This window comes from Streptomyces sp. SAI-170 (assembly GCF_049739565.1).
Taxonomy (GTDB): Bacteria; Actinomycetota; Actinomycetes; order Streptomycetales; family Streptomycetaceae; genus Streptomyces.
The window spans coordinates 2880044-2904430 of record NZ_JBMGQD010000001.1 but is presented as its reverse complement, the minus strand read 5'-3'; the positions used below and the strand labels follow the sequence as shown (position 1 = coordinate 2904430).

30 protein-coding genes are annotated in these 24387 nt (G+C 71.8%); 18 read left to right on the top strand and 12 right to left on the bottom strand.

The annotated features are described in order from the left end of the window. Nucleotides 1-314: 314 nt before the first annotated feature. The gene (locus RKD23_RS12770; RefSeq protein ID WP_424853798.1) at nucleotides 315-1226 is read right to left on the bottom strand and encodes a 1-aminocyclopropane-1-carboxylate deaminase/D-cysteine desulfhydrase; all 912 of its coding nucleotides are present in this window, start codon (nucleotides 1224-1226) and stop codon (nucleotides 315-317) included. A gap of 219 nt (nucleotides 1227-1445) precedes the next feature. Here RKD23_RS12770 and RKD23_RS12765 point away from each other — a divergent pair, with 219 nt between their 5' ends. The 9 genes from RKD23_RS12765 (at nucleotide 1446) to RKD23_RS12725 (ending at nucleotide 8432) form a co-directional block, all read left to right on the top strand. Beyond that, complete coding sequence (locus tag RKD23_RS12765) at nucleotides 1446-2852, top strand: family 2B encapsulin nanocompartment shell protein (protein ID WP_424853797.1); 1407 nt, start codon at nucleotides 1446-1448, stop codon at nucleotides 2850-2852. A gap of 133 nt (nucleotides 2853-2985) precedes the next feature. After that, the gene (locus RKD23_RS12760; RefSeq protein WP_424853796.1) at nucleotides 2986-4392 is read left to right on the top strand and encodes a family 2 encapsulin nanocompartment cargo protein polyprenyl transferase; all 1407 of its coding nucleotides are present in this window, start codon (nucleotides 2986-2988) and stop codon (nucleotides 4390-4392) included. A 224-nt stretch (nucleotides 4393-4616) separates the two neighbouring features. Then, on the top strand, nucleotides 4617-5225 hold the full coding sequence (locus RKD23_RS12755; protein WP_424853795.1) for a GNAT family N-acetyltransferase: 609 nt from the start codon (nucleotides 4617-4619) through the stop codon (nucleotides 5223-5225). A gap of 84 nt (nucleotides 5226-5309) precedes the next feature. After that, complete coding sequence (locus tag RKD23_RS12750) at nucleotides 5310-5894, top strand: dihydrofolate reductase family protein (protein WP_424853794.1); 585 nt, start codon at nucleotides 5310-5312, stop codon at nucleotides 5892-5894. A 26-nt stretch (nucleotides 5895-5920) separates the two neighbouring features. Next, complete coding sequence (locus tag RKD23_RS12745; RefSeq protein ID WP_424853793.1) at nucleotides 5921-6151, top strand: hypothetical protein; 231 nt, start codon at nucleotides 5921-5923, stop codon at nucleotides 6149-6151. 85 nt (nucleotides 6152-6236) lie between these two features. Further along, nucleotides 6237-6656 carry a YciI family protein gene (locus RKD23_RS12740; RefSeq protein ID WP_424853792.1) on the top strand — a complete coding sequence of 140 codons (420 nt, stop codon included), beginning with the start codon at nucleotides 6237-6239 and terminating at the stop codon, nucleotides 6654-6656. Between the two features lie 4 nt (nucleotides 6657-6660). Then, nucleotides 6661-7869 (top strand): RNA polymerase sigma factor, encoded by a 1209-nt coding sequence (locus RKD23_RS12735; RefSeq protein WP_424853791.1) that lies wholly within the window; start codon nucleotides 6661-6663, stop codon nucleotides 7867-7869. A gap of 9 nt (nucleotides 7870-7878) precedes the next feature. After that, a complete protein-coding gene (locus tag RKD23_RS12730) occupies nucleotides 7879-8223 on the top strand; it encodes a DUF952 domain-containing protein (protein ID WP_424853790.1) in 345 nt (114 codons plus the stop codon). After that, nucleotides 8220-8432, top strand: coding sequence for a hypothetical protein (locus RKD23_RS12725; protein WP_424853789.1), 213 nt, complete (start codon nucleotides 8220-8222; stop codon nucleotides 8430-8432). The genes RKD23_RS12730 and RKD23_RS12725 overlap by 4 nt, the downstream gene beginning before the upstream one ends. On the opposite strand, the gene RKD23_RS12720 is transcribed toward RKD23_RS12725, so the two are convergent. Genes RKD23_RS12720 through RKD23_RS12705 form a run of 4 tightly spaced genes read right to left on the bottom strand, consistent with a single transcriptional unit; the run spans nucleotide 8429 to nucleotide 10483 of the window. Next, on the bottom strand, nucleotides 8429-9166 hold the full coding sequence (locus RKD23_RS12720; protein WP_424853788.1) for a VOC family protein: 738 nt from the start codon (nucleotides 9164-9166) through the stop codon (nucleotides 8429-8431). The two genes, RKD23_RS12725 and RKD23_RS12720, sit on opposite strands and share 4 nt — an antisense overlap. 43 nt (nucleotides 9167-9209) lie before the next feature. Further along, entirely contained in the window at nucleotides 9210-9626 is a 417-nt protein-coding gene (locus RKD23_RS12715; RefSeq protein ID WP_424853787.1) for a VOC family protein, read from the bottom strand. 9 nt (nucleotides 9627-9635) lie between these two features. Continuing rightward, nucleotides 9636-10046 (bottom strand): helix-turn-helix transcriptional regulator, encoded by a 411-nt coding sequence (locus RKD23_RS12710; RefSeq protein WP_424853786.1) that lies wholly within the window; start codon nucleotides 10044-10046, stop codon nucleotides 9636-9638. Beyond that, entirely contained in the window at nucleotides 10043-10483 is a 441-nt protein-coding gene (locus tag RKD23_RS12705) for a winged helix-turn-helix transcriptional regulator (RefSeq protein ID WP_424853785.1), read from the bottom strand. The genes RKD23_RS12710 and RKD23_RS12705 overlap by 4 nt, the downstream gene beginning before the upstream one ends. A gap of 90 nt (nucleotides 10484-10573) precedes the next feature. Between RKD23_RS12705 and RKD23_RS12700 the strand changes: the two genes are divergently transcribed. Further along, on the top strand, nucleotides 10574-11458 hold the full coding sequence (locus RKD23_RS12700) for an NmrA family NAD(P)-binding protein (RefSeq protein ID WP_424853784.1): 885 nt from the start codon (nucleotides 10574-10576) through the stop codon (nucleotides 11456-11458). Between the two features lie 101 nt (nucleotides 11459-11559). Here the strand turns inward: RKD23_RS12700 and sodN are convergent, their stop codons facing one another. Further along, nucleotides 11560-11955: a superoxide dismutase, Ni gene (gene sodN / locus RKD23_RS12695; RefSeq protein ID WP_424853783.1), complete on the bottom strand. Its 396-nt coding sequence runs from the start codon at nucleotides 11953-11955 to the stop codon at nucleotides 11560-11562. 145 nt (nucleotides 11956-12100) lie between these two features. Here sodN and sodX point away from each other — a divergent pair, with 145 nt between their 5' ends. After that, entirely contained in the window at nucleotides 12101-12535 is a 435-nt protein-coding gene (sodX, locus tag RKD23_RS12690; RefSeq protein ID WP_424853782.1) for a nickel-type superoxide dismutase maturation protease, read from the top strand. Here the strand turns inward: sodX and RKD23_RS12685 are convergent. Continuing rightward, complete coding sequence (locus RKD23_RS12685; RefSeq protein WP_424853781.1) at nucleotides 12439-13068, bottom strand: CGNR zinc finger domain-containing protein; 630 nt, start codon at nucleotides 13066-13068, stop codon at nucleotides 12439-12441. The two genes, sodX and RKD23_RS12685, sit on opposite strands and share 97 nt — an antisense overlap. 101 nt (nucleotides 13069-13169) lie before the next feature. On the opposite strand from RKD23_RS12685, the gene RKD23_RS12680 reads away from it, so the two are divergent. The 3 genes from RKD23_RS12680 to RKD23_RS12670 all read left to right on the top strand — a co-directional run bounded on the left by RKD23_RS12680 (nucleotide 13170) and on the right by RKD23_RS12670 (nucleotide 15323). Next, nucleotides 13170-13946 (top strand): class I SAM-dependent methyltransferase, encoded by a 777-nt coding sequence (locus tag RKD23_RS12680; protein ID WP_424853780.1) that lies wholly within the window; start codon nucleotides 13170-13172, stop codon nucleotides 13944-13946. A 127-nt stretch (nucleotides 13947-14073) separates the two neighbouring features. Further along, a complete protein-coding gene (locus RKD23_RS12675) occupies nucleotides 14074-14562 on the top strand; it encodes a SigE family RNA polymerase sigma factor (RefSeq protein ID WP_424853779.1) in 489 nt (162 codons plus the stop codon). Next, entirely contained in the window at nucleotides 14559-15323 is a 765-nt protein-coding gene (locus RKD23_RS12670; protein WP_424853778.1) for a hypothetical protein, read from the top strand. The genes RKD23_RS12675 and RKD23_RS12670 overlap by 4 nt, the downstream gene beginning before the upstream one ends. A 56-nt stretch (nucleotides 15324-15379) precedes the next feature. Here RKD23_RS12670 and RKD23_RS12665 read toward each other — a convergent pair whose 3' ends face one another. Genes RKD23_RS12665 through RKD23_RS12655 form a run of 3 tightly spaced genes read right to left on the bottom strand, consistent with a single transcriptional unit; the run spans nucleotide 15380 to nucleotide 18112 of the window. Beyond that, nucleotides 15380-16186 carry an amino acid ABC transporter ATP-binding protein gene (locus RKD23_RS12665; protein ID WP_424853777.1) on the bottom strand — a complete coding sequence of 269 codons (807 nt, stop codon included), beginning with the start codon at nucleotides 16184-16186 and terminating at the stop codon, nucleotides 15380-15382. After that, nucleotides 16183-17118: an amino acid ABC transporter permease gene (locus RKD23_RS12660; RefSeq protein WP_404042294.1), complete on the bottom strand. Its 936-nt coding sequence runs from the start codon at nucleotides 17116-17118 to the stop codon at nucleotides 16183-16185. Before RKD23_RS12660 ends, RKD23_RS12665 begins: the two co-directional genes overlap by 4 nt. Nucleotides 17119-17152: 34 nt before the next feature. Beyond that, nucleotides 17153-18112: an ABC transporter substrate-binding protein gene (locus tag RKD23_RS12655; RefSeq protein WP_424853776.1), complete on the bottom strand. Its 960-nt coding sequence runs from the start codon at nucleotides 18110-18112 to the stop codon at nucleotides 17153-17155. A 554-nt stretch (nucleotides 18113-18666) separates the two neighbouring features. Here RKD23_RS12655 and RKD23_RS12650 point away from each other — a divergent pair. From RKD23_RS12650 to RKD23_RS12635, 4 genes are all read left to right on the top strand, one after another. Then, nucleotides 18667-19902, top strand: a complete 1236-nt coding sequence (locus RKD23_RS12650; RefSeq protein WP_424853775.1) for an NAD(P)-dependent malic enzyme — start codon at nucleotides 18667-18669, stop codon at nucleotides 19900-19902. Between the two features lie 270 nt (nucleotides 19903-20172). Then, nucleotides 20173-21138: a zinc-binding dehydrogenase gene (locus RKD23_RS12645; protein WP_404042291.1), complete on the top strand. Its 966-nt coding sequence runs from the start codon at nucleotides 20173-20175 to the stop codon at nucleotides 21136-21138. Between the two features lie 116 nt (nucleotides 21139-21254). Further along, nucleotides 21255-21464, top strand: coding sequence for a helix-turn-helix domain-containing protein (locus RKD23_RS12640; RefSeq protein WP_351836644.1), 210 nt, complete (start codon nucleotides 21255-21257; stop codon nucleotides 21462-21464). Beyond that, on the top strand, nucleotides 21464-22063 hold the full coding sequence (locus tag RKD23_RS12635; protein WP_424853774.1) for a Clp protease N-terminal domain-containing protein: 600 nt from the start codon (nucleotides 21464-21466) through the stop codon (nucleotides 22061-22063). Before RKD23_RS12640 ends, RKD23_RS12635 begins: the two co-directional genes overlap by 1 nt. Nucleotides 22064-22371: 308 nt before the next feature. Here the strand turns inward: RKD23_RS12635 and RKD23_RS12630 are convergent, their stop codons facing one another. Both RKD23_RS12630 and RKD23_RS12625 read right to left on the bottom strand, forming a co-directional pair. Beyond that, complete coding sequence (locus RKD23_RS12630) at nucleotides 22372-23367, bottom strand: helix-turn-helix transcriptional regulator (RefSeq protein ID WP_424853773.1); 996 nt, start codon at nucleotides 23365-23367, stop codon at nucleotides 22372-22374. Between the two features lies 1 nt (nucleotide 23368). After that, nucleotides 23369-24379, bottom strand: a complete 1011-nt coding sequence (locus RKD23_RS12625; protein WP_424853772.1) for a DUF4097 family beta strand repeat-containing protein — start codon at nucleotides 24377-24379, stop codon at nucleotides 23369-23371. Between the last annotated feature and the right edge of the window lie 8 nt (nucleotides 24380-24387).

Here is a 24387-nt window from a genome sequence, read left to right as displayed (position 1 = left end):
CGCGCATCACATCGGCTCGATGTTCGCCTGGGACGGCTTCTTCATGTACCTGGGCACGTCGATCGGCGCCGCCATCGGCAGCGTGCTGATCACCTAGATCTCCTTCGAGTCGATCCCGGTCGTGTGCGCGGTCGTGGGCGTCCTCGGTGCCTTCTTCTACCGCGCGGCCTTCCCGCGCTCCGGTGCGCCGCAGTCCGTCTGACCCGGGCTCGGCCGAAAGGCTCCGCGTTCACGCATTCCCCCGTCGCGAACGCGGACGCGGTTCCGGCCCGCCGCCACCCACGGCAGCGGGCCGGAACCCTCGCGCGTGCGGTTCAGCCGGCCGGCGGTGCGGGAAAGGGGCGGCCCGTCACCGTCGCCGCGAGGGTCGTCCCGCGGGGGAACGCGCCCTCTTCCGTCAACGCGACAAGGGCGTAGAGCATCTTGGCGACGTAGAGGCGTTCGACGGGCAGGCCGTGGCGCTGCTCGAAGTCGTCGGCGAAGGCGTCCAACTGGGGTGTCGTGCGGGCGTATCCGCCGAAGTGGAAGCGCTCGTCCAGTGACCAGGTGCCTCGCGGCTCCCCGAAGGCGGCCTCCTGGAGACGGCGTATGTCAGCGGCCAGGAAGCCGCCTTTGAGCACCGGGACGCCCAACGCCCGCTGCCCCGTGCCGAGTCCGGCGGCCAGGCCCGCCAGGGTGCCTCCGGTGCCGCAGGCGACGGCGACGACGTCCGCCAGGCCGCGCAGCTCCGCGCCGAGGGCCGTACAGCCGCGCACGGCCTCGGCGTTGCTGCCGCCCTCCGGGACGACGTACGCCTCTTCGGCGCGGGCCGCGCGCAGGATCGCCGCCAGCGTCTCGGGTTCGGCCTTGTGGCGATACGTCGACCTGTCGACGAAGTGCAGCCGCATGCCGTCGGCCGCGCACCGGGCGAGCGAGGGGTTGAGGGGCCGGTCGGCCAGTTCCTGGCCACGGACCACGCCGACCGTGGGCACGCCGAGGAGGCGGCCCGCCGCGGCGGTGGCGCGCAGGTGGTTGGAGTAGGCGCCGCCGAAGGTGACGAGCGGCCGGCCGGCCGCCGCCTCCAGATTGGGCGCGAGTTTGCGCCACTTGTTGCCGATCAGCTCCGGGTGGATCAGGTCGTCGCGCTTGAGGAGCAGCCGTACGCCGTGACGCTCGAACCGGTCGTCGGCCACGTCCCGCAGCGGCGAGGGCAGGCGGGGCCGAAGGGCGGGGTCGAGGCTGGTCACTCACCCATTGTCGAACACCCGACCGCCTCGGACCGGCGTGTGAGGGCCGTTCGCCCGGCGGCCGCGTGAAAACGGGATCCCTGTATATGCCCAGAGTGACTGTGATCCATTCCCGCTCTTTCGTGTAATGGCACGAACACGCTCCGTAATGGAAGGCTTGCCCGAGATATCGGTGCCCACGCAGATCGCTGTCGGGCAAGACCGGGAGGGCAGTTCCTTATGTCGGTAGGCGAAGAGGTCCGCACGGAGCAGGACAAGCCGCAGCAGAGTCTCGGCACCGCGGCTGCGCGGAACCTGGCCACCACCACCAAGTCCGTACCGCAGATGCAGGAGATCAGCTCCCGCTGGCTGCTGCGCAACCTGCCCTGGGTGGAGGTGCAGGGCGGCACGTATCGCGTCAACAGGCGGCTCACCTACGCCGTCGGGGACGGGCGTGTCACCTTCGTGAAGACCGGCGACCGGGTCGAGGTCATCCCGGCAGAACTGTGCGAGCTGCCGGCCCTGCGGTCCTACGAGGACGACGAGGTCCTCGGAGAGCTGGCTCAGCGCTGCAGGCAGCGCGAGTACGCGGCGGGTGAGGTCATCGCCTCCTTCGGCAGCCAGACCGACGAGGTCTACCTGCTGGCGCACGGCCGGGCCGAGAGGGTCGGCGAAGGCCCCTACGGCGACGACGCGGTGCTCGGTGTCCTCGCCGACGGCGCCTACTTCGGCGACGCCGCGCTGCTGGACGCGGACGCCATCTGGGAGAACACCGTCCGCGCGGTCACCGCGTGCACCGTGCTGATCCTGTCCCGCCAGGACGTCGAGCAGATCGCCGAGCGCTCGGACTCCCTGCGCGAGCACCTCCAGGAGCTGCGCTCGGTCCCGACGCAGCGCACCAACAAATACGGTGAGAAGGTCGTCGAACTCGCCTCGGGCCACTCCGGAGAGCCGGACATCCCGCACACCTTCGTCGACTACGAGGCCAAGCCGCGCGAGTACGAGCTGAGCATCGCCCAGACCGTGCTGCGCATCCACTCACGCGTGGCCGACCTCTACAACCAGCCGATGAACCAGACCGAGCAGCAGTTGCGGCTCACCGTCGAGGCGCTGAAGGAGCGCCAGGAGCACGAGCTGGTCAACAACCGCGACTTCGGCCTGCTGCACAACTGCGAGTACGACCAGCGGATCCAGCCGCACGCCGGTGTGCCCAGCCCCGACGACATGGACGAGCTGCTCAGCAGGCGGCGCGGGACCAAGCTGTTCCTCGCCCACCCGCGCGCGATCGCCGCGTTCGGGCGTGAGCTCAACAAGCGGGGCCTGGTGCCGGAGACCATCGACATCGGCGGCAACCGCATCCCCACCTGGCGCGGTGTGCCGATCTACCCCTGCAACAAGATCCCCGTCACCGAGGCCCGCACCACCTCGATCATCGCCATGCGTACCGGCGAGCAGGACCAGGGCGTGATCGGCCTGCGGCAGTCCGGCATCCCGGACGAGATCGAGCCGAGCCTGTCGGTGCGGTTCATGGGCATCAACGAACAGGCCATCATCAAGTACCTGGTGACGGCCTACTACTCCGCCGCGGTCCTCGTGCCCGACGCGCTCGGCGTGCTGGAGAACGTCGAGATCGGCCGCTGGCAGTGACCCTTCCCGTCCGACCGGCGCCGTGCGTCCGCCCCTCGTCGGGGCGGGCGCACCCGTCGTCACCCACCCGCCCCGGCGGAGCGCAGGCACCGGCGTTCCGGGCCTTCGACAGGGGGGTCGTATGGCCGAGTTCATGACGGACACCAGACAGCGCCCCGGCGGCGCCCTGCGCGGCGCGGAGGGACGGGGGCCCATCGGGAGCCAGGCGGCGAGCGGCGACGGGCGGACGGCTCCGCTCGACGAGGACGCGCGTGATGCCGAGGCCGAGGCCGACGGTGGCGCTGACGGTGACTGCGACGGCCGGGACGGTGGCGGTACCGGCGGTGGGCCGGAGTCGCCGGAGGCCCGGGCGGGCGCCGGTGCTGGTGCGGACGGCGGCGGTGCCGGTGGCCGGTCGATTCCGTCGGCTCGTGATGGTGCGGACAGCGGCGGTGCCGGCAGTGGTGGCGCTGTTGACGCCGGCCGCGCTGAAGTCGGCCGTGCCCACAGCGACGACTCCACCCCCTCCGAGCCAATCGACGCGCATGAGGCCGTGGCCGTTCTGGAAGGTGTCCGGGAGTCGGTCGATCCGGCTCTGCGGGCCGCCCTCGACTCGTTGCCGAGCGGGATGCGGCGGGTCGCGCTCTACCACTTCGGCTGGGAGCACGCGGACGGTACGCCGGCCGCGGGCAACTCCGGCAAGGCGATCCGCCCGGCGCTGGTGCTGACCGCTGCCGCGGCGCTCGGCGGGCCCGCGGCGCGGGCCGCGGCCGTGCGGGCGGCGGCGGCCGTGGAGCTCGTCCACAACTTCACGCTGCTGCACGACGACGTGATGGACCGCGACACCACCCGGCGGCACCGGCCCACCGCCTGGGCGGTGTTCGGCGACGCCGACGCGATCCTCGCGGGCGACGCCATGCAGGCCCTGGCGCTGCGCCTCCTCGCGGAGGACCCGCACCCGGCGTCCGCGGCGGCCATCGCCCGGCTCACGGCGTGTGTCGTCGAGCTGTGCGAGGGCCAGCAGGTGGACACGGCGATGGAGCGGCGCGCGCCCGCCGAGGTCGGCCTCGACGAGGTGCTCGCCATGGCGGAGGCCAAGACGGGGGCGCTGCTGGGCTGCGCGTGCGCGCTGGGCGCGTTGTACGCGGGGGCCGCGCAGGAGGACGTCGAGGCGTTGGACGCGTTCGGCCGGGAGGCGGGACTCGCCTTCCAGCTCATCGACGACGTCATCGGCATCTGGGGCGACCCGGGGCACACCGGCAAGCCGGCCGGAGCGGATCTCGCGGCGCGCAAGAAGTCGCTGCCGGTCGTCGCCGCGCTGACCTCGGGTACGGCGGCCGCGACCGAGCTGGCCGGGCTGTACGAAGTCCCGTACGCGCAGGAGGACCTGGAGCGCACCGCCCTCGCCGTGGAGCGGGCCGGTGGGCGTGACTGGGCCCAGGCCCAGGCGGCCGACCGCATGTCCCGGGCCATGTCCGAACTGGCCCGCGCGGTCCCCGACCCCGAGACGGCGGGCGGCCTGCTGTCCCTGGCGGAGTTCGTCACCCGCCGCACGAGCTAGGCGGGAGGCGCTTCAGAGGCGCTTCAGACGCCCGTCGGCCTCCGCGGCTCCGGCCCCGGCGCGGTCCTGACCCCGCGCGGGCGCCGGGGCACCGGCAGGCCCCTGCGACGCCCTCGGCCGCTCCGACCACCCCGGGCACCTCCCCCTCGGCCCCTCCCGGCCCCACCACACCCCCCGCTAGGCTCAACCCCCATACGATCATGGTCGGTTGAGAGGCGTGCGGCATGGGTGTGGGCATACGGGTGGCGGGGGAGGGCGACCGCGAGGCGGTCGTGGCGTTGTTGGACCGGGCGTTTCTGGACGACCCCGTGAGCGGCTGGGTGTTTCCGGGGGAGGCGTACCGGCGGGCGACGCATCACCGGCTGATGGCGGCCTTCACGGACATCGTCCTCGCGGACGGGTGGATCGACCTGACCGAGGACGGCGCGGCCTGCGCGCTGTGGTTGTCCGTGCCGGCGGAGGAGCATCAGGAAGAGGGCGACGAGGACGGGTTCGCGCAGATGCGGGAGGCCGTCGATCCGCAGAACGAGCGCGTCGAGCTCATCGGGCGGCTGACCGCCGGGATCCATCCTTCGGACCGGGCCCACGCCTACCTGTGGATGATCGGTGTGGACCCGGCCCAGCAGGGGCGCGGACTCGGGACCGCGCTCGTCGAGCACGTCCTGGAGCGCTGCGACCGCGACGGACTGCCCGCCTATCTGGAGGCCAGCAACGCCCGCAGCCGGGCGCTGTACGAGCGGCTCGGGTTCGAGGTCCTCGGTGCCCCGCTGGAGCTGCCCGACGGTCCGTCGATGTGGCCCATGTGGCGTGAGCCGCGAGGAAACCGCGCGTAAACCCCTTGAACCACTCCGACTGAAGTACTACAACTGGAGCGGTCACGAAACGCATCGTGCGGCAACCGACGGAAAGAGACCCGCTTGCGCAAGCTCACGTACTTCATCGCCTGCTCCCTCGACGGTTTCATCGGAGACCCGTCCGGCGACGGATCGGCGATGATGGCCCTCCTCGACGAGGAGTTCATCGGCTACCTCGCCAGCGAGTGCCCCGACACCCTCCCCGCCCTCGCCCGCGCCGCCATGGGGCTGGCCGACCGGCCCCTGGAGCGCTTCGACACGGTGATCCAGGGCCGCGGCAGCTACGAGGTCGGCCTGAAGGAGGGCGTCACCAGCCCCTACGCCCACCTGCGCGAGTACGTCGCCTCGCACAGCCTGACCGAGTCCCCCGACCCGAACGTCGAGATCATCTCCGGGGACCTCGTCGCCAAGGTCCGTGAACTCAAGGCGGAGGACAGCGAGTTCGACATCTACCTGTGCGGGGGCGCGACCGTCGCCGGTGAACTGCTCGACGAGATCGACGAGCTCGTCATCAAGACGTACCCGATCGTCTACGGCAACGGCATGCCGATGTTCGCCACCGGCCTGTCCCTCACGCACTTCGCCCTGGAGTCGGTGCGCACCTTCGGCAACGGTGCGCTGGTGCGGACGTACAGCAGGAAGCGCTGAGCCCCCGCCCGCCCTACCCTGAAGGCATGGACAGCGAAGAGCCCGTCTGTCCCGTCTGCGGACAGCCCGTCGAAACGGTCGTCCGGCGTCACAAGACGCTGGGCGCATGGGTTCCCAAGTGGGAGCCAGGCCCCTGCCGGAACCCGGAGTGCGAGGCGTACGACACGGAGGGCGCCGAGCGTCCGCGCGGACACGGCCGCGCCCCCGTGCAGGAGGACGAGCCGCGGACCGGACAGCCGGCTCCGGAAAATTCCTGAACCCCGCTGTCGAGAATCCCCGGCCGGCTCCGACGTCCCCGGTGAGAGCCGCCCACCGGGGGCGGCCCGGCCGAAGGAGCCGACGATGAAGTACCTGGTCATGGTGCAGGGCAGCCAGGCGGACTACGAGGCGATGCGGGGCAACGGCTCCGCGCAGTCGCCGGCCTGGACCGAGGACGAGGTCAAGGCCATGTACGCGTACATGAGCGCCATCAACGACGACCTCGCCGAGACCGGCGAGCTGGTCGACGGGCAGGGCCTCGGCGAGCCCGCCGGCACCCGGCACGTCACGCTGGGCGACGACGGCAGGACGGTCGTCACGGACGGGCCGTACGGCGAGACCAAGGAGCTGCTGGCCGGCTACTGGGTGCTGGACTGCGCGAGCCTGGAGCGGGTCACCGAGATCGCCGAGCGCGTCATTCGCTGCCCCCAGCCCGCGGGTGCCCCGGTCTATCCGGTGGTGATCCGGCAGATCATGGAAGGCGCCGGGGACGACGTCTGCTGACCCGGTGTCCGAGCCGTACGCGATCGAGGACCTGCTGCGCGGCCACGCCCCGCAGGTCCTCGGCGCGCTCGTCCGCCGTCACGGTCACTTCGACGCCGCCGAGGACGCCGTGCAGGAGGCCCTGCTCGCGGCGGCCCGGCAGTGGCCCGAGCAGGGGGTGCCCGACAATCCGCGCGGCTGGCTGATCAGGGTGGCCTCGCGGCGGCTCACCGACGCCCTGCGCAGCGACGAGGCGCGGCGCGAGCGGGAGCGCCGGGTCGTCCGGCTCACCTCGCGCGACGCGCCGCCCGCCGACGACGGGGCACCGCGCGAGGACGACACCCTCACCCTGTTCTTCCTGTGCTGCCACCCCGGCCTGCCGCCCTCCGCCCGGATCGCCCTCACCCTGCGCGCGGTCGGCGGTCTGACCACCGCCGAGATCGCCCGCGCCTGTCTCGTCCCCGAGGCGACGATGGCCCAGAGGATCAGCCGGGCCAAAAAGAAGCTGCGCGGGGTGCGCTTCGGCCGCCCCGACCACTGGGAGGAGCGCCTCCCGGACGTCCTGCACACCCTCTACCTGATCTTCAACGAGGGCTACACCGCCACCTCCGGCAGCAGCCTCCAGCGGCGTGACCTGGCCCGCGAGGCCGTCCGGCTGGCCCGTGCCCTGCACCGGCTGCTCCCCGGCGACGGCGAGGCGGCCGGACTGCTGGCCCTGATGCTGCTCACCGACGCCCGCCACGAGGCGCGCAGCGGGCCGCACGGCGAGCTGATCCCGCTCGACGAGCAGGACCGCGGCCGCTGGGACAAGGCCGCGATCGAGGAGGGCGTGGCCCTGGTGACCCGGGCGCTCACGGCAGGGCCGGCCGGACCGTACGCGCTGCGCGCCGCCATCGCCGCCGTCCATGACGAGGCCCCGACACCCGAGGCCACCGACTGGCGCGAGATCCTGGGCCTGTACGACGTGCTCGTCGGCCTGGTCCCCGGCCCCGTCGAGCGCCTGAACCGGGCCGTGGCCGTCGCCATGGTCCACGGCCCGCGCGCGGGGCTCGCCGCGCTGGACGCCCTCGACGGCGAGCTGGGCCACCGGCTGGACGCCGTACGCGCGCATCTGCTGGAGCGGGCGGGCGAGCACCGGGCCGCGCGCGCCGCCTACGAGTCGGCGGCCGCGAAGACCCTCAGCCTGCCCGAGCAGCGCTATCTGCGGCAGCGGGCGGCACGGCTGAGCGGCTAGCGTGGGCCCATGCCCGAACAGCCGTCCAACCAGCCGTTGATCCTCCACATCACCGAGCGCTCCCTGTGGGACGCGGCCCGCGAGCGCGGTACCTACGAGATGTCCACCCGCGGCCGCACCCTCCAGGAGGAGGGCTTCATCCACTGCTCGACCCGCGAGCAGCTCCCGTCCGTCGCCGCCTTCCTCTACGGCTCCTACGACGGCCCCGACGAGCTGGTCGTCCTGGTGATCGACCCGGCGCGGCTCACGGCGCCGCTGAAGTACGAGGCGCCCGAGCCCGGCGCCGAGGAGTTCCCGCACGTGTACGGGCCCGTCCCGGTGGACGCCGTGGTCGACGTGGAGGTCTGGGCGTGAGCCGGTTATGGCGGCGGGTGGTCCTGTGCTGGGCGGTCCTGGTCGCTGTCGGGGGCGTGCTGACCCTGTGGCTCCAGGACTCCGTGGAGCCGCCGCCGGACGCCCGCTGGGAGGAGTACCGCACCCCGGTCCCGGTGCCGAGCGACTACACGTGCCCCACGCACGAGGCCGAGTACGTGGTCTGCGCCTACGCCACCATCGGCGGCTAGCGCCCCGGCAGCGCGCCCGTCTCCGGGTCCCGGCCGGTCAGGCAGTACGTGCCGCCCGCCGGGTCGCGCATCACCGTCCAGTGGCCGCCGCGGGCCACGAGCTCGGCGCCCAGCTCCTCGTGCCGCGCGCGGGTCGCCTCGATGTCCGCGCAGGCGAGGTCGAGGTGCGCGGAGGCGGGCCGCTCGGTGCCCAGGCGTTGCAGCAGCAGCCGTACGGGCAGCCCGGGCGGCGGCTTGAGGACATGGAACTCCGGCCGGGAGCCGGGCAGCGACTGCCAGCCGGCCAGCAGGCCGCTCCAGAACGCGACTTCGGCGTCGTAGGCGGAGGGCGGGACGTCCAGCGCGAGCTGGTCCAGCCGGCTGCCGTGCACCACGGGCGGCCGGACCGCCTCACCCTGCCAGGGCACCGCGCAGAACAACTGCCCGGCCGGGGAGCGCAGCACGGCCCACCCTTCATGCCCGGCGGCCAGGACCGCGCCCAGCCCCAGCGCCTGTTCGGTGAAGGTGTCGACGTCGTCGACGGCGAAGTCCGGATGCGCGCCGCCCTCGCCCGCCGCAACCCCCTGCACCTTCACGCACGGGTCGGCGCCGTCCGGCAGCAGTGTGGTGAACTCGCCCAGGTCACCGCGGAGTTCGGACAACCGGGTGCCCGTCACCGCGGTCCAGAACGCGCACGCCTGCTCGAAGCGCGCGGCGGGCCGGTCGGCGAAGGCGTACGTCCAGCGGATGCTCATGCCGGTGATCGTAGGCGCGAAGTCCTGTGCGGCCTCCGGAATTTCACTGCGCGGGCCGCTGCAGGAAGCGCAGCATGTTCCCGGCCGGGTCGCGGAACGCGCAGTCGCGCACCCCGTACGGCTGGTCCATCGGCTCCTGGATCACATCGGCGCCCGCCTCGCGCACCCGGTCGAACAGGGCGTCGCAGTCGGCGGTGGTGAAGTTGACCCCGCGCAGCAGGCCCTTGGCCAGCAGCACGGCCATCGCCTCCTTGTCGGCCGGGGAGGCGTCCGGGTCCGCGGCCGGCGGCTCCAGGACGATCTCCACGTCCGGCTGGAGCGGCGAGCTCAGCGTCACCCAGCGCATGCCCTCGAAGCCGACGTCGTTCCTGACCTCCAGGCCGAGGACGTCACGGTAGAAGATCAGCGCCTTGTCGTGGTCGTCGACGGCGATGAAGCACTGCCTGAGTTTGAGGTCCATGCCCTCACGCTAGGACGCCCGGCGCTGGGGCGCACGACGCGGCCGCGTGTACTTGCGGGCCACACAGGGTGGGATCACCGCGCTGTCCTCGTGCGAGCGCGCCCGGTACGCGCTCGGTGTCTCGCCCACCAGCTGTGTGAAGCGGGCGCTGAACGAGCCGAGCGAGGTGCAGCCCACCGCCATGCACACCTCGGTCACGCTTCTGTCGCCGCGCCGCAGCAGCGCCTTGGCCCGCTCGACCCGGCGCGTCATCAGATAGCCGTACGGTGTCTCGCCGTACGCCTCGCGGAAGCTGCGCTGGAAATGGCCGGGCGACATCAGCGCGGTCGCCGCGAGCGCCGCCACGTCCAGCGGCTCGGCGTACTCGCGGTCCATGCGGTCCCGCGCCTTCCGCAGCCGGACCAGGTCGTCCCTGTTCACGCCCCCAGCATGGCACGGTCCGGCGCGCCCGCGGTCTCCTCGGCGTGCTCGGCGTCCCAGCGGGCGCGGGCCTCGGTGATGGCCGGGGTGTGCGCGCGGGACCAGTCGGCGAGGCCCTCGATCATCCCGGCGAGACTGCGGCCCGTCGCGGTCAGGGCGTACTCGGTCTGCGGCGGGATCGTCGGGTACACCGTCCGCTCCACCAGGCCGTCCCGGCACAGGCGGCGGGTCGTCACGGTCAGCATGCGCTGGGAGATGCCCGGGATCGCGCGCTGGAGCTCGCGGAACCGCCGTACCCCCTTGGCGAGTTCGACGACGACCAGCACCGACCACTTGTCGCCGATGCGGTCCAGCACCTCCCGGATGCCGCAGTCGTCGTCCCCGCAGGGGCCGTGCGCGGCCTCGGGGGTGGTTACCGCTGTGTGCCCCACTGACATAAAAGTGCCTCCTTACGCCCGGAGCCGATCCCGGCGAAGCTGGTCGTGTCGATCACTCGATCCAACCACCGTCGATGCGGAGGCATTTCCATGATTCTCGTGACCGGCGCGTCCGGAGCGCTCGCGGGCCTCGTCCTGGACCGGCTCAGGGCCGCCGAAGCGGCCGGCGGCCCCGAGGTGGCCGCCGGCACGCGCGCGCCGGCCCCCGGTTCGGGGCAGCGCCGCGTCGACTTCGACGACCCGGCGTCCCTCGCGGAGAGCTTCGCGGGCGTCGACGTCCTGGTGTTCGTCTCGGCCGGGTACGCCGAGGACGACGTGGTGATGGACCGGCACGGGGCGGTCGTCGACGCGGCCGCGGCGGCGGGCGTACGGCATGTGATCTACACGAGCCTGGCCGGCTCGGGCGAGCGGATCACCCTGTCCGTCGCGCACCGCTGGACCGAGGAGCGCCTGGCCGAGGGCCCCTTCGCCACGACCGTGCTGCGCAACGGCCTGTACGCCGAGATCCCGGCCGTCCTCGCGCTCGCCGCGGCCGCCGCGCCGCCCGCCGATACCGGCGTCTTCGGCGCGCCCTTCGGCGACGGCCGGGTCTCGGTGGTGGCCCGCGAGGACCTCGCCGACGTCACCGCGAAGGTCGCGCTGGAGGCGCACGCCGAACCCGGCCGGCACGCGGACCGGACCTACGAGCTGGAAGGCGTGGAGAGCCTGCACGGCGACGACATCGCCGCGGCGCTGACGGACGCCCTGGGCCGGCCCGTGCGCTACGAGCCGACGCCCCTGGGCCCCGCCCGTGAGGTCCTGGCCGCGAACGGCCAGCTCCCGTACCAGATCGGCCACACCGTCTCGATCTTCGCCAACCACCGCGCGGGCCGGCTCACGGCCGACCGCAGCGACCTGCCGGAGCTGCTCGACAACCCGCCGCGCCCGGTCCGGCCGCTGGTCGTGGCCGCGGTGGAGGGCGCAGGCGCCCGCTGACAACGACTCAGGGGTCCGACCGATGGTTCGGCCGGACCCCTGAGTCGAGGCGAAGGACCCGCGGTGGTGCACCGACCGCCGGTCGGAGGGGGTTGCCCTCGTCAGCCCTTCTTCGTCTCCGCGAAGATGTCGGCGATCTGGTCGATGAGCTCCAGAGCCTTCTCGCCGGTCTTCGGGTCGGTGGACGCCTTGGCGGCCGAGAGGGCCTTCAGGGTGTCGTTGACCAGCTGGTGCAGCTCGGGGTACTTCTCGAAGTGCGGGGGCTTGAAGTAGTCGCTCCACAGCACCGAGACGTGGTGCTTGGCGAGCTCGGCGCGCTGCTCCTTGATGACCGTGGCACGCGCCTGGAAGTGCGGGTCGTCGTTGGCGGCCATCTTCTCCTGCACGGCCTTCACCGACAGCGCCTCGATGCGGGCCTGGGCCGGGTCGTACACACCGCAGGGCAGGTCGCAGTGCGCGCTGACCTTGACCGTGGGGGCAAACAGGCGGGAAAGCATGGAGCGTTCCTTCCTCGTGATCGTCTTCTCAGGTGGGACATTACTCCCTGAGCCACGGGTTTTCGCGAGTGCCCCCATGGGCTTAGGACAAAAGTCCAGGGTCAGACTGAGACTGGTGGAGGATGAACCGGGGAGGTGCCGGGTGATGCCGGAGCTGTCGCAGGACACCGAGCGCAGGGGCGCGCTGCTGCCCTTCGGGCTGGCCGAGGTGACCGGGCCGTCGATGGTGCCCACGCTGTACCACGGCGACCGGCTCGTCGTGCACTACGGCGCCCGGATCAGGCCCGGTGACGTGGTCGTCCTGCGCCATCCCTTCCAGCAGGACCTGCTGGTCGTCAAGCGCGCCACGGAGCGCCGCGAGGGCGGCTGGTGGGTGCTCGGCGACAACGCCCGCGCGGGAGGGGACAGCACCGACTACGGCGTCGTACCCGAGGAGCTCGTGCTGGCGCGGGCGCGGCTGCGGCTGCGACCCCGTACGCCCGGTCAGCGCGGGCCGCTCGCCGCGCTGGGCTGGGCGCTGTCGGCGGTACGCCCGGTGCTCGCCGCGCGGTCGGCCTCCTGGCGCTTGCGGGCGCGGTAGGCGGCGACGTTCGCGCGGGTGGCGCAGCGGTCGGAGCAGTAGCGCCGGGAGCGGTTGGTCGAGGTGTCCAGGAAGGCGTTGCGGCACGGCGCCGCCTCGCACAGGCCCAGCCGGTCGACGCCGTACTCGGTGAGGTGGAAGGCCAGGCCCATCGCGGCGATGGCGGCGTAGCCCGCGGTCGCGTTGGAGGGGTGGTCGGCCAGGTGCATGTGCCACAGGGGGCGGCCGTCGTCGTCGCGGTGGTCGTGGCCGGAGATCTGCGGGCTGACCGGGAACTCCAGCAGCAGGGAGTTCAGCAGGTCCACGGCGAGTGTCTCGTCGCCCTGGTCGGCGGCCTCGAAGACCGCCCGCAGCCGGGAGCGGACCGAGCGGAAGCGCGTCACGTCCGCCTCGGTGGCGCGCCGGGCCGCCGACTGGTTGCCGCCGAACAGCTCACGGACGGCCTCGACCGAGGTCAGGCTGTCCGTGCCCCGGGCCGGTTCCTCGCTGTTGACGAGTCGTACGGCGTAATCCGAGTAATAGGCCAGTTCCACTTGTAGTCCTTACGGAGGCGATCTATCGTCGTGGCGTGCGGTCGGTAACAGCTGATCGTGCATCCAGGGTATTACGGGACATGCGTGGACGGAGGGCGTCGATGACGGACACCACCACCGGCTTCACCGCGGCCGGGGCCGACTGGCCGGCCTGGCAGCGCAGCTGGGACCGGCAGCAGGAGTGGTACATGCCCGACCGCGAGGAACGCTTCCGCATCATGCTCGACATGGTGGAAGCCCTCGTCGGTTCCACCCCGCGCGTCCTCGACCTCGCCTGCGGCACCGGCACCATCACCGCCCGGCTCCTCGCCCGCCTCCCCGGCGCCACCAGCACCGGCGTCGACCTCGACCCCGCCCTCCTCACCATCGCCGAGGGCACCTTCGCCGGCGACGACCGCGTCACCCTCGTCACCGCCGACCTCAAGGACCCCGACTGGACGGCGAAACTGCCGTACGACTCCTACGACGCCGTCCTGACCGCCACCGCCCTGCACTGGTTCCACAGCGAGCCGCTCGCCGCCCTCTACGGCCAGGTCGCCGGGCTGGTCCGCGCCGGCGGTGTCTTCATGAACGCCGACCACATGATCGACGACACCACCCCGCGGATCAACGCCGCCGAGCGCGCCCTGCGCCACACCCGCATGGACCGCGCCAAGGACGGCGGCGCCCTCGACTGGTCCGAGTGGTGGCAGCTCGCCGCCGAGGACCCCGTCCTCGCCGAACCCACCGCCCGCCGCTTCGAGATCTACGGCGAACACGCCGACGGCGAGATGCCCTCCGCCGCCTGGCACGCCCGCGTCCTGCGCGACCACGGCTTCGGCGAGGTCCGGCCGGTGTGGTGCTCGCCCTCGGACACCCTGCTGCTCGCGCTCAAGTAAGCAGGCCGTACGACGGGACAGAGGCGGTACGACGAATTCGTACCGCCTCTTCTGCGTCCTGACGCGCCCCCCACCGCACTGAAGAGGTGAGACGGTCCGTATCCGGTGGACCGGGAGAGGGGGAGCGATGACGCGGGGCGCTGACGCGGCGCTGCACGCCTTCGTCGACGGCAGACGCACGGCGCTGTTCCGCAGCGCCTATCTGCTGTGCGGCAACCGCGACGAGGCCGAGGACCTCGTACAGACCACCCTGGTCAAGGTCGTCCTCGGCGCGCGCAGACACGGGCGGCTGGACAACCTGGAGGCCTTCGCGCGCAAGACGCTCGTCAACACCTTCATCTCGGCCCGCCGCCGGTTCTGGCGGCGCGAGCAGGCGTACGGCGAACTGCCCGACATCCCCGGGCACAGCGCCGACCGCGACACCGGGCTGATGGTGCGGGCCGCTCTGGCAGGGCTCGCGCCCAAGCAGCGGGCGGTGCTGGTGCTGCGCTACTGGGAGGACCTCAGTGTCGCCGCCACCGCCGAGCTGCTCGGGATGCGCGAGAGCACGGTCAAGAGCCACACGGCGAGGGGACTGGCGGCCCTCAGGGCCGCCGTGCGGGAGGAACACGTATGAACGAGACAGAGACAGAGGAAGTGCGCTCGCTGCTCGGACGGGCCGTCGACGGCGTGCCCGCACCGGCCGGGCGCGGCGCCGAGGCCGTCTTCACCCGCGCCGCGCGCCTACGGTGGCGTCGGCGGGCCGCGGTGACCGGAGCGGTCGCCGCCGTGCTGGCCGGGGGAGTCCTGCTCGGGTCGGGCGCGTTGCCGGGGGACGGGCAGGGGGCGCCGGTCGCCGCCTCGCCCACCGGCGGCGGCCTCGGCACGGGCGCCGACGGCTTCGCGAAGCTGCTGCCCGAGGACGTGGGCGACCTCAGCGAGGTGTCGCTGATGCGCCTGATCAAGCAGGCCCCGGACGCGCAGCTGCCCGAGGACGTGGGGCCGTACGACGGTGACTACGCGGTCGAGCGCGACGGCGGGGTCGGATACCTCACCGTCCGGGCGTACGGGGCGAAGGAGGCCAAGCTCAAAGGGACGCTCCAGGACCCCTGCGCGCTCGCCGACGAGGACACCGGGATGACCGACTGCACGACCGAGAAGCTGCCCGACGGGGCCCGGCTGTCGCTGTGGGAATGGACGTACGCCGACGACGGAGGGCAGCCGCAGTGGGGGCCCGAGCTCACCGCGAGCCTGCGACTGAAGGACGGCACGGTGCTGCGCCTGCGGGACACCGCCGGCTTCCTCGGCCAGGGCTCGCAGGGCCCGCTGCTGAAGGAGTTCCCGCTGGACCGTGACCAGCTGCGCGAACTCGCCCTGAAGCCGGAGCTGTTGCCGTAAGGGACATGCGTGAGGGGCGGTACGGGTCTGCCGTACCGCCCCTCGACGCGTGTGGATCAGAGGACCTTCGACAGGAATGCCTGGGTCCGCTCGTGCTGCGGGTTCGTCAGGACGTCGCGCGGGTTGCCGGCCTCGACGACCACACCGCCGTCCATGAAGACCAGGCTGTCGCCCACCTCGCGGGCGAAGCCCATCTCGTGGGTGACGACGACCATCGTCATGCCGGACTCGGCCAGGTCGCGCATGACGTCGAGGACGTCACCGACCAGCTCCGGGTCCAGCGCCGAGGTCGGCTCGTCGAACAGCATCAGCTTCGGGTCCATGGCGAGGGCCCGGGCGATGGCGACGCGCTGCTGCTGGCCGCCGGAGAGCATCGAGGGGTAGTTCCCGGCCTTGTCGGCCAGGCCCACGCGCTCCAGGAGCTGCGCGGCGCGCTCCCTTGCCTCGGCCTTGCTCTTCCCCTTGACCTGGACGGGGGCCTCCATGACGTTCTCCAGGGCCGTCATGTGCGGGAAGAGGTTGAACCGCTGGAACACCATGCCGATGTCCCGGCGCTTCAGCGCGACCTCGCTGTCCTTGAGCTCGTAGAGCTTGTCGCCCTTCTGCCGGTAGCCGACGAGCTCGCCGTCGACGTACAGCCGGCCGGCGTTGACCTTCTCCAGGTGGTTGATGCACCGCAGGAAGGTCGACTTGCCGGAGCCGGAGGGGCCGATGAGGCAGAACACCTCGCCCTGCCTGACCTCCAGGTCGATGCCCTTGAGGACCTCGATGGGGCCGTAGCTCTTGTGGACGCCCTCGGCCTTGACCATCGGGACGGTGGAGTTCTTCACGGGCTCGTCCGTCTTGCTGAGCTTGTCGGTCATCGGGTCGCCCCCTGCCGGTGCGAGAAGGCGGCCAGGTTCGCCTTGACCTTCTGCCACGGTGTGGGCGGCAGCTGGCGGCTGGATCCGCGGGCGTAGTAGCGCTCGACGTAGAACTGGCCGACGCTCAGCACGGACGTGAGGATCAGGTACCAGGCCGCCGCGAGGAACAGCGCCTCGACCGTGGCACCCGAGCTCGTGCCGATGTCCTGGGCGTACCGCAGGAGCTCGTAGTACTGGACCGCCGCCACGAGCGAGGTGGTCTTCAGCATGTTGATGACTTCGTTGCCCGTCGGCGGCACGATCACGCGCATGGCCTGCGGGATCACGATCCGGCGCAGGGTCTTGCTGTGGCTCATGCCCAGCGCGTGCGCCGCCTCGCTCTGCCCCTCGTCGACGGCGAGCAGACCGGCGCGGCAGATCTCCGCCATGTACGCGGCCTCGTTGAGGCCGAGGCCCAGCAGCGCCGTCAGGAACGGGGTCATGAAGTCCGACCACTCGTCCTTGTAGAACGGCCCCAGGTTGACGTACTCGAACACGAAGCCCAGGTTGAACCAGACGAACAGCTGGACCAGGACCGGGGTGCCCCGGAAGAACCAGATGTAGAACCACGCGATGGACGAGGTCACCGGGTTCGTCGACAGCCGCATCACGGCCAGCATGAGGCCGCCGGCGATGCCGATGACCATCGAGAGGAACGTCAGCCAGAGCGTCTCGCGGACACCCTTGAGGATGCGGTCGTTGAAGAAGTAGTCGGGGATCGCGCCCCAGTTGATGTCGCCGTTCGCGAAGGCCCAGATGATCGAGCCGAAGATCGCGAGCGCGATCACCGCGGAGACGTAACGGCCGTAGTGCCGGACCGGGACGGCCTTGATGGCCTCCGGGCCGGCGGACGGGGTGTCCGCCGGGCCGTCCGTCTTGTCGATGTCAGTCACGGGTGTTGCCTTTCAGTGGCCGCGAGCCGGGCGGTCACTTGCCGCCGTTGACGGCGGCTTCCTTGACGGCGCCCTCGGCAGCGCCCCACTTCTCCAGGATCTTCTGGTACTCGCCGTTCTCGATGATCGCGTTCAGCGCGGCCACCAGGGCGTCCCGCAGCTCCGTGTCGTTCTTGGCGACGGCGATGCCGTACGGGGCGGCCTCGACCTGCTCGCCGACCAGCTGGAAGTCCTTGCCGCCGCCGGAGGTCTTCACCGCGTACGCGGCGACCGGGAAGTCGGAGGAACCGGCGTCCGCGCCGCCCGAGCGCAGGCGGGTCTGGGCCTGCTGGTCGTTGTCGAAGGCCTCGATGGAGAGCTTCTTGCCCGCCGGGCACTTCTGGGCCTCGGCCTTGGCCAGGTCCTCCGAGACCGTGCCGCGCTGGACGACCAGCTTCTTGCCGCACAGGTCGGACCAGGTCTTGATGCCCTGGTCGTCGCCCTTCTTGGTGTAGATCGACACGCCGGCCGTGAAGTAGTCGACGAAGTCGACGCCCTCACCGACCTTCTTGCCGGTGTCGGCGTCGATGCCCTCCTGACGGTCCTTGGTGTCCGTCATGGCCGACATGGCGATGTCGTAGCGGTTGGAGCGCAGACCGCCCAGCAGGGTGTCGAACGTGCCGTTCTCGAACTCGAACGTCACGCCGAGCTGCTTGCCCATGGCGTCGGCGATGTCCGGGTCGATGCCGACCGTCTTGCCGGAGCTGTCCTTGAACTCGACCGGGGCGTACGCGATGTCCGAACCGACCTTCACGACACCCTTGTCGCGGATCTCCTTGGGGAGCTTGTCGGCGAGCGGGGCCGCCGAGGTGGCGGTGCCCGCCGTGTCGGAGCCGCTGTCCTTGGTCTGGTCACCGCAGCCGGTGAGAAGCAGAGCGCCTGCGACCGCGATCGAGCCGACCGCTGCCAGCCGGGAGCGCGCGGCGGTCGTACGACGGGTGGTGCTTGCGGTCATGGTGGGTTCCTCCGGCGGATGGGTGGAGTTGCCGATGGGTCGACGAGAACACACACCTTCGGGTGTCGCGACCTCGTGTGATTACCGCATCTTGCCATTCGGACTCGGCCATTCAGGGGGGCCGCAATGTCAAAATAAGATAACGGGATGACGGTGAACCCACTCCGTCCCGTCCTTCCAGGCCGGATCATCTGTCGGCATCCCGCTTTTCGGCCGGAAGATCTTCGGTTTGTCTCGGCATGCGGATGGCCGGTCCCCGGTCGCATCGACCGCTTGGGCGGTTGTAGCGGGTTTGTCCGGTCCTTGTCCCGATATCGAGGTATGAGTCGGGGCACCCGCGTGTGACCTTCGCGTTATGGACTCGTCCGGAACGCGGTCCGTCCGGTAAGAAGGTTCTTTACACCCCTCATCCGGGGCCCAGGGCGCGTGTGCGGCGCGCCCGTCGCGTACATGCCCGTATGCATCACTCAGCAAGGGGCGTACGCGGTGCCCGCCCACCCCTCACCGGGAGTGGACCAAACCCTCAACCTTGAATACTTAAGGGGTAAAGAGAAGTGGCAGCGGAGATCGTCAATCCTCGCAGCGACAGTGACACCGGTACGGACAGGGAAGCCGGGGGCGAGCCCCTCGATTCCTTCGATCTCGACCCGGCGTTCGCGCTGCACCGCGGCGGCAAGATGGCAGTGCAAGCCACCGTGCCGGTCCGTGACAAGGACGACCTGTCCCTGGCGTACACGCCCGGCGTCGCGAAAGTGTGCACCGCGATCGCCGAGCAGCCGGAACTCGTCCATGACTACACGTGGAAGTCGTCCGTCGTCGCCGTCGTGACCGACGGCACGGCCGTGCTCGGACTCGGTGACATCGGGCCCGAGGCCTCCCTCCCGGTGATGGAGGGCAAGGCCATCCTCTTCAAGCAGTTCGGCGGTGTGGACGCGGTTCCCATCGCTCTGGCCTGCACCGACGTCGACGAGATCGTCGAGACCGTGGTGCGTCTGGCCCCGTCCTTCGGTGGCGTGAACCTGGAGGACATCTCGGCGCCGCGGTGCTTCGAGATCGAGCGCCGGCTCCAGGAGGAGCTGGACATCCCGATCTTCCACGACGACCAGCACGGCACGGCCGTCGTCACCCTGGCCGCCCTGCGCAACGCCGCGCGGCTGAGCCGGCGCGAGATCGGGCAGCTGCGCGCCGTCATCTCCGGCGCCGGCGCGGCCGGTGTCGCCATCGCGAAGATGCTGGTCGAGGCCGGTATCGGGGACGTGGCCGTGGCCGACCGCAAGGGGGTCGTGTCGGCGGACCGGGACGACCTCACGCCGGTCAAGCGCGACCTGGCCGGGTTCACGAACAAGGCCGGGCTGAGCGGGTCCCTCGAGGACGCCCTCGTCGGCGCGGACGTCTTCATCGGCGTCTCCGGCGGTACGGTGCCGGAGGAGGCTGTCGCCTCCATGGCCGAGGGTGCGTTCGTGTTCGCCATGGCCAACCCGAACCCCGAGGTCCACCCGGAGGTCGCCCACAAGTACGCGGCCGTCGTCGCGACCGGGCGGTCGGACTTCCCGAACCAGATCAACAACGTGCTGGCGTTCCCCGGGATCTTCGCGGGCGCCCTGCAGGTGCGGGCCTCGCGCATCACCGAGGGCATGAAGCTGGCCGCCGCGGAGGCGCTGGCCTCTGTCGTCGGGGACGACCTCGCGCCCGACTACGTCATCCCGTCGCCGTTCGACGAGCGGGTGGCTCCCGCCGTCACCGCGGCTGTCGCTGCGGCGGCTCGGGCGGAGGGTGTGGCTCGGCGGTGATTCGCTGAGTCGGCCGAGTGGCCCCGTCCTTTTTGGGCGGGGTCATTTTTTACTTTGCGATTGGGCTTTTCGGGTGATTTACGCCTTTCGTCTACGTGGTGCGTACCGTTCGCGGCTGCCGGCCGCCTGTGGCTGGTCGCGCCCACGCGGCGGAGCCGCAAATCGATACAGCCCCGCGCCCCTTAAAGGCGGGGCGTGGTTGCGCAAGGGGGTGTGTGTCACAGGGGTCTGGCGTTCCCCCTGAGGCCTCGGGAACCTAGGGTCGGCTTCATGTTCGCTGTCTACGCCGCCCGAATCGATCGTGAGCAGCCGCTTCGCGGCCTGGAGTTGGGGGAGCGTCCGGCTCCCGAGGCCCGGGCCGGGTGGGCGACCGTCGATGTGAGGGCCGCTTCTCTCAATCACCATGACCTCTGGTCCCTGCGCGGGGTGGGCCTCGCGGAGGACAAGCTGCCGATGATCCTCGGCTGTGACGCCGCCGGTGTCGACGAGGACGGCAACGAGGTCGTCCTGCACTCCGTCATCGGGCAGACCGGCCACGGGGTCGGGCCGAACGAGCCCCGGTCCATCCTCACCGAGCGCTATCAGGGCACCTTCGCCGAGCGGGTGGCCGTGCCGGTCTGGAACATCCTCCCCAAGCCGAAGGAGCTGTCCTTCGAGGAGGCCGCCTGTCTGCCGACGGCCTGGCTGACGGCGTACCGGATGCTGTTCACCAATGCCGGGGTGCGGCCCGGGGACTCGGTGCTGGTGCAGGGCGCGGGCGGCGGGGTCGCCACGGCCGCCATCGTGCTGGGCAAGGCGGCCGGGCTGCGGGTGTTCGCCACCAGCCGGGACGAGGCCAAGCGGAAGCGGGCGCTGGAGCTGGGCGCCGTGGAGGCGGTGGAGCCGGGGGCACGGCTGCCGCAGCGCGTCGACGCCGTGATCGAGACGGTGGGTGCCGCCACATGGTCGCACTCGGTGAAGTCGCTGCGCCCCGGCGGCACGATCGTCATCTCCGGTGCCACCAGCGGGGACCGGCCCTCGCACGCGGAGCTGACCCGGATCTTCTTCCTGGAGCTGAAGGTCGTCGGCTCGACCATGGGCACCAAGGACGAGCTGGAGGACCTGCTGGCCTTCTGCGCGGCCACCGGGGTGCGGCCCGTGATCGACGAGGTGCTTCCGCTGGACCGGGCCCGGGAGGGCTTCGAGAAGATGGAGTCCGGTGAGCTGTTCGGGAAGGTCGTTCTGACCAATTCCTGAGCGCTCCGGGGCGTTTGGGGCGGGCGGGTCCTTGGGTGGGTCCGCCCGGCCCTTTTTTTCGGCCACTGTTGTCAACCTCGGTTGACATCACCCTCCTGTCAACCTATGTTGACAGCATGACCGAAGCAACGGATCTCGCCGAGCGGGCGGGGGACCGCGACCCACGGGTCGGACTGCGGGCCGTCGCCGCGCTGCGGAGGCTGCTGGAGCAGCTGGAGGCGGTACAGGTGCGCAGCGCGCGCCATCAGGGCTGGTCGTGGCAGGAGATCGCCGCGGAACTGGGCGTCAGCAGGCAGGCCGTGCACAAGAAGTACGGGAGGCGATGATGTTCGAGCGGTTCACGAAGGAAGCCCGGGCCGTGGTCGAAGGGGCCGCGGGGCATGCCGAGAAGGCGGGTGCCGAGCAGGTCGACGAGACGCATGTGCTGCTCGCCCTGCTCGACCGGGACGGCAGCCGCGGGTCGTTCGCGCTGTCCGCGCTGGGGCTGTCCGATGAGCGCCGGGAGCGGGTCGCGCGCGACCTTGCCGAGGCGCGGCGCAAGGGCGGGCTCTCCCGCGCGGACGAGGAGGCGCTGTCGGGACTGGGCATCGACCTCGCGGCGATCGTGTCGCGGGTCGAAGAGGCGCACGGGCAGGGCGCGCTGGCCCCCGACGGCGGTCGGCGCCTGCGCCGGCGCCCGTTCGGGCGGGGCGCCAAGGACCTGCTCACACAGACCCTCCGCATCGCCCTCGCCCACAAGGACCGCGCCATCGGCGACGAGCACCTCCTCCTCGCCCTCACCGCCCGCCCCGGCGTCCCCGCCGAGGTGCTGGCCGATCACGGGGTGACGTACGACGGCGTCGTCCGGGTGCTGTACGGCGCCGACGGGGCCGACGGCGCCGACGGGGCCGACGGCGCCAACGGGGGTGCGGCGAAGGCCGGCTGAACGGCGACGGGGGGCTGGCGGCGCTTGCCGTCGGTCGGCAGGGCTTCGGTGCAAGCCGGCTGGACAGCTGGCCTGCGGCGACCGCGACCGCGACGGCGACGGGGTGCGGTGCAGGCCGACCGGGCGGCGGCGAACCGAGGGGCGGGGGCTGCCTGGCCGTTGGTCGGCAGGGCTTCGGTGCAAGCCGGCTGGACGCGACGGGTGCCGTGCAGGCCGGCTGAACGGCGACGGGGCGCGGTGGCGCTCGCCGTCGGTCGTCAGGTTTCGGTGCAGGCCGGCTGGCGGGGGCCGGCCTGCCGCGTCGGGCGTCAGGGCTTCGGTGACCGCAGCAGGGCGCCGATGTGGGCGGCCGCCGTGGAGAGATGGCGGCGGGTGTCGCGCAGTTGGTCCGCGGTGACTCCGTGGTCGCGGGCGGCGTCACGGATGTCGTCGCGGAATCGGTCGAGGAGCCGGTCGAGGTCGCGGGCCGGGTCGCCGGTGCCGGGGTCATGGGCCCAGGCCGGTTCGTAGTCGGCGGGGAAGTCCTCGCGGGTGACGGTGTACTCCGGCTCGGAGGGCGGGCGGTGCGTGCCGTTGCGGCCGAAGGGGAAGTCGCGGCCGAAGTCGCCGAACTCCTTGGCCAGTTCCGTCAGCCCCTCGCGCACGCCCGACGGCCAGTCGCCGCGTGCGAAGTGGTCCTGCACCTGCTCCTGGACCCGGCGGGCGATGCGCTGCACCTCCTCCTGGGCCTGGGCGCGGGCCCGGTCCTGGGCCTCCTTGGCCTGGCGGCGGGCACGCTGGGCCTCATCGCGGGCGCGACGGCTCTCGTCCTTGGCGCGCCGGGCCTGCTCCTTCCACTCCTGGCGGACCCGGCGCATCTCCTCCTTGGCGGCGCGCCAGGTCTCCTGCTCGGTGGGCTGCTCCTCGGCGGGGCCCTGTCGTGCCTCGCTCGCCGCGGCCCGCATCTCGCGCCGCAGGTCGCCCGCCGCGCCGCGTACGTCGGCCCGGATCTCGGCGGCCAGTTCGGCGACGGACTCGCGGATCTCCAGCTCCAGGTCGGCCAGCTCCCCGCTGCGGTCGGCCAGTTCGGCCCGGCCCGCGTCGGTGATGGCGTACACCTTGCGGCCGCCCTCGGTGGTGTGGGTGACCAGACCCTCGCTCTCCAGCTTGGCCAGGCGCGGATAGACGGTGCCCGCCGAGGGGGCGTACAGACCCTGGAAGCGCTCCTCCAGCAGACGGATGACCTCGTAGCCGTGGCGCGGGGCCTCGTCCAGCAGCTTCAGCAGGTAGAGCCGCAGACGGCCGTGGGCGAAGACGGGGGGCATGTCAGAGCACCTTCTTGTCGGTCGGGCCGTCGGCCTGGTCGGGGGTGGCCTGTTCGGTCTGGCCGGATACCGCATTGTCTCCCGGGGTGTCCGGTGTCCCGCCCCGCGGTGCCTCGTCCGACGGCTCCCCGCCCCGCGGTTCCCCGCCTTGCCGTGCCTCGTCCCGCCGTGGCTCGTCCTGCGGTTCCCCGTCCCACGGCTCCTCCTCCGTCTGCGGGCGGCGCAGGAGGGCGATCGAGCCGGAGACGGTGGTGGCCTTCAGCCGGCCGTTGCCCGCGCCGAGGCGGCCGGTGATGCGCTTGGCGCCCCACTGCCCGCTGACCCGCAGGTCCTCGAAGGCGTTGGACACGGAGCCGCTGGCGGTGTTGGCCTCCACCCGCGCGTCAGCGGGCTGGGGCAGCCGGATGGCGATCTCGCCGGAGACGCTGGTGAGGTCGATGTCGGTGGGGCGGCTCGCCGGGTCGAGGTCGACGACCATCGAGCCGCTGATCGAGTCGGCCTTCACCGAGGAGCCCGCCTCGACGACCGTCAGATCGCCGGAGACGGAGTTGAAGCGCAGATCGCCGGTGAGGGCCTGGGCCTCCACGGCCCCGGAGACGGTGTCCGCGCGCACCGGACCCGCGAGGCCGACCAGGGTGGTGTCGCCGGTGACACCCTTGACCTCGGCATGGCCGTCGACGCCGGAGACCACGGCGGCGGCGCTGATCACCCCGACCTCGACCCGGGTGGCCGCGGGCACGGCCAGGGAGACGACGGCGCTGCGGCGCCAGCCCTTGCGGTCGAGCCACTTCAGGAAGCCCTTCCAGGGCAGGTCCTCATAAGCCACCGTCAGGACGCCGTCCCGATGGGTCACCAGCAGGGGTGGGCCCTCGACGTCGGTGACCTCCAGGCGGGCGGAACCCTCGTCCGTGCCCACCACGTTCACCGTGCCGTTGACGATGCGGACCTGAAGCTCGCGCACGGGCTCGTCGAAGGTGAGCTTCTGGGGCTCGGCGACGGACCACTCGGACATGTGCAGAC

Excerpts from the sequence above, each read along its gene's own strand:
- RKD23_RS12765 (WP_424853797.1), top strand. The coding sequence starts at position 1,446 with ATGTCGGTAGGCGAAGAGGTCCGCACGGAGCAGGACAAGCCGCAGCAG.
- RKD23_RS12760 (WP_424853796.1), top strand. The coding sequence starts at position 2,986 with ATGACGGACACCAGACAGCGCCCCGGCGGCGCCCTGCGCGGCGCGGAG.
- RKD23_RS12755 (WP_424853795.1), top strand. The coding sequence starts at position 4,617 with ATGGGTGTGGGCATACGGGTGGCGGGGGAGGGCGACCGCGAGGCGGTC.
- RKD23_RS12745 (WP_424853793.1), top strand. The coding sequence starts at position 5,921 with ATGGACAGCGAAGAGCCCGTCTGTCCCGTCTGCGGACAGCCCGTCGAA.
- RKD23_RS12740 (WP_424853792.1), top strand. The coding sequence starts at position 6,237 with ATGAAGTACCTGGTCATGGTGCAGGGCAGCCAGGCGGACTACGAGGCG.
- RKD23_RS12730 (WP_424853790.1), top strand. The coding sequence starts at position 7,879 with ATGCCCGAACAGCCGTCCAACCAGCCGTTGATCCTCCACATCACCGAG.
- RKD23_RS12720 (WP_424853788.1), bottom strand. The coding sequence starts at position 9,166 with ATGAGCATCCGCTGGACGTACGCCTTCGCCGACCGGCCCGCCGCGCGC.
- RKD23_RS12715 (WP_424853787.1), bottom strand. The coding sequence starts at position 9,626 with ATGGACCTCAAACTCAGGCAGTGCTTCATCGCCGTCGACGACCACGAC.
- RKD23_RS12705 (WP_424853785.1), bottom strand. The coding sequence starts at position 10,483 with ATGTCAGTGGGGCACACAGCGGTAACCACCCCCGAGGCCGCGCACGGC.
- RKD23_RS12700 (WP_424853784.1), top strand. The coding sequence starts at position 10,574 with ATGATTCTCGTGACCGGCGCGTCCGGAGCGCTCGCGGGCCTCGTCCTG.
- sodN (WP_424853783.1), bottom strand. The coding sequence starts at position 11,955 with ATGCTTTCCCGCCTGTTTGCCCCCACGGTCAAGGTCAGCGCGCACTGC.
- sodX (WP_424853782.1), top strand. The coding sequence starts at position 12,101 with ATGCCGGAGCTGTCGCAGGACACCGAGCGCAGGGGCGCGCTGCTGCCC.
- RKD23_RS12680 (WP_424853780.1), top strand. The coding sequence starts at position 13,170 with ATGACGGACACCACCACCGGCTTCACCGCGGCCGGGGCCGACTGGCCG.
- RKD23_RS12675 (WP_424853779.1), top strand. The coding sequence starts at position 14,074 with ATGACGCGGGGCGCTGACGCGGCGCTGCACGCCTTCGTCGACGGCAGA.
- RKD23_RS12670 (WP_424853778.1), top strand. The coding sequence starts at position 14,559 with ATGAACGAGACAGAGACAGAGGAAGTGCGCTCGCTGCTCGGACGGGCC.
- RKD23_RS12665 (WP_424853777.1), bottom strand. The coding sequence starts at position 16,186 with ATGACCGACAAGCTCAGCAAGACGGACGAGCCCGTGAAGAACTCCACC.
- RKD23_RS12655 (WP_424853776.1), bottom strand. The coding sequence starts at position 18,112 with ATGACCGCAAGCACCACCCGTCGTACGACCGCCGCGCGCTCCCGGCTG.
- RKD23_RS12645 (WP_404042291.1), top strand. The coding sequence starts at position 20,173 with ATGTTCGCTGTCTACGCCGCCCGAATCGATCGTGAGCAGCCGCTTCGC.
- RKD23_RS12640 (WP_351836644.1), top strand. The coding sequence starts at position 21,255 with ATGACCGAAGCAACGGATCTCGCCGAGCGGGCGGGGGACCGCGACCCA.
- RKD23_RS12635 (WP_424853774.1), top strand. The coding sequence starts at position 21,464 with ATGTTCGAGCGGTTCACGAAGGAAGCCCGGGCCGTGGTCGAAGGGGCC.
- RKD23_RS12630 (WP_424853773.1), bottom strand. The coding sequence starts at position 23,367 with ATGCCCCCCGTCTTCGCCCACGGCCGTCTGCGGCTCTACCTGCTGAAG.
- RKD23_RS12625 (WP_424853772.1), bottom strand. The coding sequence starts at position 24,379 with ATGTCCGAGTGGTCCGTCGCCGAGCCCCAGAAGCTCACCTTCGACGAG.